3 rRNA genes are annotated in these 5,345 nt (G+C 57.3%); all 3 read left to right on the top strand.

What is annotated here, in order from left to right:
* Positions 1-175 precede the first annotated feature (175 nt).
* A 16S ribosomal RNA gene (locus tag IG98_RS0143355) occupies positions 176-1,699 on the top strand.
* Between the two features lie 394 nt (positions 1,700-2,093).
* Positions 2,094-5,159 (top strand): 23S ribosomal RNA (locus tag IG98_RS0143350).
* Positions 5,160-5,289: 130 nt separating this feature from the next.
* Positions 5,290-5,345: ribosomal RNA gene (gene rrf, locus IG98_RS55075) — 5S ribosomal RNA — on the top strand; the annotation flags it as partial.

Genomic DNA, 5,345 nt, shown 5'->3' with positions numbered 1-5,345 from the left:
CGGGACGACGGTGTACGCGTCCGTTTCTTGAGAACTCAACAGTGTGTTAAAAGCCAGTGCATGAAGCACAACCCTGTCCAACCTGCCTCTTCATCGGGGTGGGGGACGGATTCCTTTGGTTGAACATCCATCATGTGAGATGGGTGCTTTCAGCCGGGAGCAACTGTTCAGACATTGTTTGGAGAGTTTGATCCTGGCTCAGGACGAACGCTGGCGGCGTGCTTAACACATGCAAGTCGAGCGGAAAGGCCCTTCGGGGTACTCGAGCGGCGAACGGGTGAGTAACACGTGAGTAACCTGCCCCTGACTCTGGGATAAGCCCGGGAAACTGGGTCTAATACCGGATACGACACCTCCTGGCATCGGGTGGGTGTGGAAAGTTTTTCGGTTGGGGATGGACTCGCGGCCTATCAGCTTGTTGGTGGGGTAACGGCCTACCAAGGCGACGACGGGTAGCCGGCCTGAGAGGGCGACCGGCCACACTGGGACTGAGACACGGCCCAGACTCCTACGGGAGGCAGCAGTGGGGAATATTGCGCAATGGGCGAAAGCCTGACGCAGCGACGCCGCGTGGGGGATGACGGCCTTCGGGTTGTAAACCTCTTTCAGCAGGGACGAAGTTGACGTGTACCTGCAGAAGAAGCGCCGGCTAACTACGTGCCAGCAGCCGCGGTAATACGTAGGGCGCAAGCGTTGTCCGGAATTATTGGGCGTAAAGAGCTCGTAGGTGGCTTGTCACGTCGGGTGTGAAAGCTTGGGGCTTAACTCCAGGTCTGCATTCGATACGGGCTGGCTAGAGGTAGGTAGGGGAGAACGGAATTCCTGGTGTAGCGGTGAAATGCGCAGATATCAGGAGGAACACCGGTGGCGAAGGCGGTTCTCTGGGCCTTACCTGACGCTGAGGAGCGAAAGCGTGGGGAGCGAACAGGATTAGATACCCTGGTAGTCCACGCTGTAAACGTTGGGCGCTAGGTGTGGGGACCTTCCACGGTTTCCGCGCCGTAGCTAACGCATTAAGCGCCCCGCCTGGGGAGTACGGCCGCAAGGCTAAAACTCAAAGGAATTGACGGGGGCCCGCACAAGCGGCGGAGCATGTTGCTTAATTCGACGCAACGCGAAGAACCTTACCAAGGCTTGACATCGCCCGGAAAGCTTCAGAGATGGAGCCCTCTTCGGACTGGGTGACAGGTGGTGCATGGCTGTCGTCAGCTCGTGTCGTGAGATGTTGGGTTAAGTCCCGCAACGAGCGCAACCCTTGTTCAATGTTGCCAGCACGCTCCTTCGGGGGTGGTGGGGACTCATTGGAGACTGCCGGGGTCAACTCGGAGGAAGGTGGGGATGACGTCAAGTCATCATGCCCCTTATGTCTTGGGCTGCAAACATGCTACAATGGCCGGTACAGAGGGTTGCGATACCGTGAGGTGGAGCGAATCCCTAAAAGCCGGTCTCAGTTCGGATTGGGGTCTGCAACTCGACCCCATGAAGTCGGAGTCGCTAGTAATCGCAGATCAGCAACGCTGCGGTGAATACGTTCCCGGGCCTTGTACACACCGCCCGTCACGTCACGAAAGTCGGCAACACCCGAAGCCCGTGGCCCAACCAGCTTGTCTGGGGGGAGCGGTCGAAGGTGGGGCTGGCGATTGGGACGAAGTCGTAACAAGGTAGCCGTACCGGAAGGTGCGGCTGGATCACCTCCTTTCTAAGGAGCATCGGCTGCGGTCATCTTCGGGTGGTCGTGGTTCATGCCGTGTTCGTGGGCGAACGTTCCACGCTCGGCGCGCTCATTAGTGGAGCACTGGCTAATCGGATGATTCGGGTCTGCTCGGGTCGGCTGGTACCGTCCTGGTTCTTCGGAGCTGGGGAGTGGGAACGTCGGCTGGGGGATGCGGATGGGTCTGGACACACTGTTGGGTCCTGAGGAAACGGACATTAGGGTGGGCCCGCTGAGGCGGGCTCGCTGTCTGTTGGAGCCTCATGCGGGACCGATCATCTGTCACATCGGCTTGGGATGTTTGTCCTGGGTGCTGGTGGCGGGTCTGGTCTGGTCGCTGTTTGTTGTTTGAGATTTGCATAGTGGACGCGAGCATCTTTGTGGCCAAGTTTTTTAGGGCACACGGTGGATGCCTTGGCATCAGGAGCCGATGAAGGACGTGGGAGGCTGCGTTAAGCCCCGGGGAGTCGCCAACCAGACTTTGATCCGGGGATGTCCGAATGGGGAAACCTAGCACCAGTCATGTGGTGTTGCCTCCGCCTGAATGTATAGGGCGGTTGGTGGTAACGCGGGGAAGTGAAACATCTCAGTACCCGTAGGAAGAGAAAACAATTTAGTGATTCCGTGAGTAGTGGTGAGCGAAAGCGGATCAGGCTAAACCGTAGGCGTGTGATAGCCGGCAGGCGTTGCGTTTACGGGGTTGTGGGACCCTCTGACGGTTTCTGCCGAGACCGTAGACAGTAAGAAATCGATGAGATAGCCGAAGCTTCTGGGAAGTGGCGCCGTAGACCGTGAGAGTCGGGTAGGCGAAATCTTGTCGACTGTTGGAGGGGATCCCAAGTAGCACGGGGCCCGAGAAATCCTGTGTGAATCTGCCAGGACCACCTGGTAAGCCTAAATACTCCCTGATGACCGATAGTGAACAAGTACCGTGAGGGAAAGGTGAAAAGCGCCCCGGTGAGGGGTCGTGAAATAGTACCTGAAACCGTGTGCCTACAAGCCGTAGGAGCGTAAACGAGGCTTGCCTTGTTTGTGATGTGACTGCGTGCCTTTTGAAGAATGAGCCTGCGAGTTATGGTGTGTGGCGAGGTTAACCCGTGTGGGGGAGCCGTAGCGAAAGCGAGTCTGAATAGGGCGTTTGAGTCGCATGCTGTAGACCCGAAGCGGAGTGATCTAGGCATGGGCAGGTTGAAGCGCGGGTAAGACCGCGTGGAGGACCGAACCCACCAGGGTTGAAAACCTGGGGGATGACCTGTGTTTAGGGGTGAAAGGCCAATCAAACTCCGTGATAGCTGGTTCTCCCCGAAATGCATTTAGGTGCAGCGTTGCGTGTTTCTTGCCGGAGGTAGAGCACTGGATGGCTAATGGGCCCGACAAGGTTACTGACGTCAGCCAAACTCCGAATGCCGGTAAGTGAGAGCGCAGCAGTGAGACTGCGGGGGATAAGCTCCGTAGTCGAGAGGGAAACAGCCCAGACCACCGACTAAGGCCCCTAAGCGTGTGCTAAGTGGGAAAGGATGTGGAGTCGCAGTGACAACCAGGAGGTTGGCTTAGAAGCAGCCACCCTTGAAAGAGTGCGTAATAGCTCACTGGTCAAGTGATTCCGCGCCGACAATGTAGCGGGGCTCAAGTACACCGCCGAAGTCGTGGCATTCACATATTATCCGAGCCTTTGTGGTTTAGGTGTGTGGATGGGTAGGGGAGCGTCGTGCGGCCGGCGAAGCAGCGGAGTGATCCAGCTGTGGAGGCCGTGCGAGTGAGAATGCAGGCATGAGTAGCGAATCAGAAGTGAGAAACTTCTGCGCCGGATGACCAAGGGTTCCTGGGGCAGGCTAATCCGCCCAGGGTAAGTCGGGACCTAAGGCGAGGCCGACAGGCGTAGTCGATGGACAACGGGTTGATATTCCCGTACCCGCTACGATGCGCCAATACTGAATCCAGTGATACTAAGGGTCCTTAAGCCCCTAACGCCCTTCGGGGTGTGGGTGAGGCTGAACGCCTGGCCTGAACTGGTAGTAGGTAAGCGATGGGGTGACGCAGGAAGGTAGCCCAGCCCAGGCGATGGTAGTCCTGGGGTAAGCATGTAGGGAGAACCGTAGGCAAATCCGCGGTTCACGTATCCTGAGATGTGATGCCGAGCCGATTGTGGCGAAGTGGGTGATCCTATGCTGCCGAGAAAAGCCTCTAGTGAGTGTCGTGGCGGCCCGTACCCTAAACCGACTCAGGTGGTCAGGTAGAGAATACTAAGGCGATCGGGTGAACTGTGGTTAAGGAACTCGGCAAATTGCCCCCGTAACTTCGGGAGAAGGGGGGCCTTCGCTGGTGACGAACCTTTGCGTTCTGAGCTGGTGGGGGTCGCAGAGGCCAGGGGGAAGCGACTGTTTACTAAAAACACAGGTCCGTGCGAAGTCGTAAGACGATGTATACGGACTGACGCCTGCCCGGTGCTGGAACGTTAAGGGGACCGGTTAGTCGCACGTGTGTGGCGAAGCTGAGAACTTAAGCGCCAGTAAACGGCGGTGGTAACTATAACCATCCTAAGGTAGCGAAATTCCTTGTCGGGTAAGTTCCGACCTGCACGAATGGCGTAACGACTTCCCCGCTGTCTCAACCGCAGACCCGGCGAAATTGCACTACGAGTAAAGATGCTCGTTACGCGCAGCAGGACGGAAAGACCCCGGGACCTTCACTATAGCTTGACATTGGCGTTTGGAACGTCTTGTGTAGGATAGGTGGGAGACGGTGAAGCTATCACGCTAGTGGTGGTGGAGTCATTGGTGAAATACCACTCTGGTCGTTTTGAACGTCTAACTTCGGTCCGTGATCCGGATCAGGGACAGTGTCTGGTGGGTAGTTTAACTGGGGCGGTTGCCTCCTAAAGAGTAACGGAGGCGCCCAAAGGTTCCCTCAGCCTGGTTGGCAATCAGGTGTCGAGTGTAAGTGCACAAGGGAGCTTGACTGTGAGACCGACGGGTCGAGCAGGAGCGAAAGCTGGGACTAGTGATCCGGCGGTGGCATGTGGAAGCGCCGTCGCTCAACGGCTAAAAGGTACCCCGGGGATAACAGGCTGATCTTCCCCAAGAGTCCATATCGACGGGATGGTTTGGCACCTCGATGTCGGCTCGTCGCATCCTGGGGCTGGAGTAGGTCCCAAGGGTTGGGCTGTTCGCCCATTAAAGCGGCACGCGAGCTGGGTTTAGAACGTCGCGAGACAGTTCGGTCCCTATCCGCTGCGCGCGCAGGAGACTTGAAAGGAGCTGTCCCTAGTACGAGAGGACCGGGACGGACGAACCTCTGGTGTGCCAGTTGTTCCGCCAGGAGCACGGCTGGTTGGCTACGTTCGGAAGGGATAACCGGCTCCCGGTAGACGACCGGGTTGATAGGCTGGAAGTGGAAGCGCAGTAATGTGTGGAGCTGACCAGTACTAATAGGCCGAGGACTTGACCACAAAGCAACATGCTTGGTCTGTGCAGCGCTCTGTCCCTTCGCCGGGTCCGGAGCAGCGCCAGATCAAGGTCTTGCCCGCGTCCACTATGCAATTCTGAGACAGCAAACAGTGTTTGTGTGTTTCATAGAGTTACGGCGGTTATGGCGAAGGGGAAACACCCGGTTACATTCCGAACCCGGAAGTTAA

The sequence above is a fragment of the Streptosporangium amethystogenes genome, from assembly GCF_000721075.1.
GTDB lineage: Bacteria > Actinomycetota > Actinomycetes > Streptosporangiales > Streptosporangiaceae > Streptosporangium > Streptosporangium amethystogenes.
This window is presented reverse-complemented; position numbering and strand designations above follow the sequence as displayed.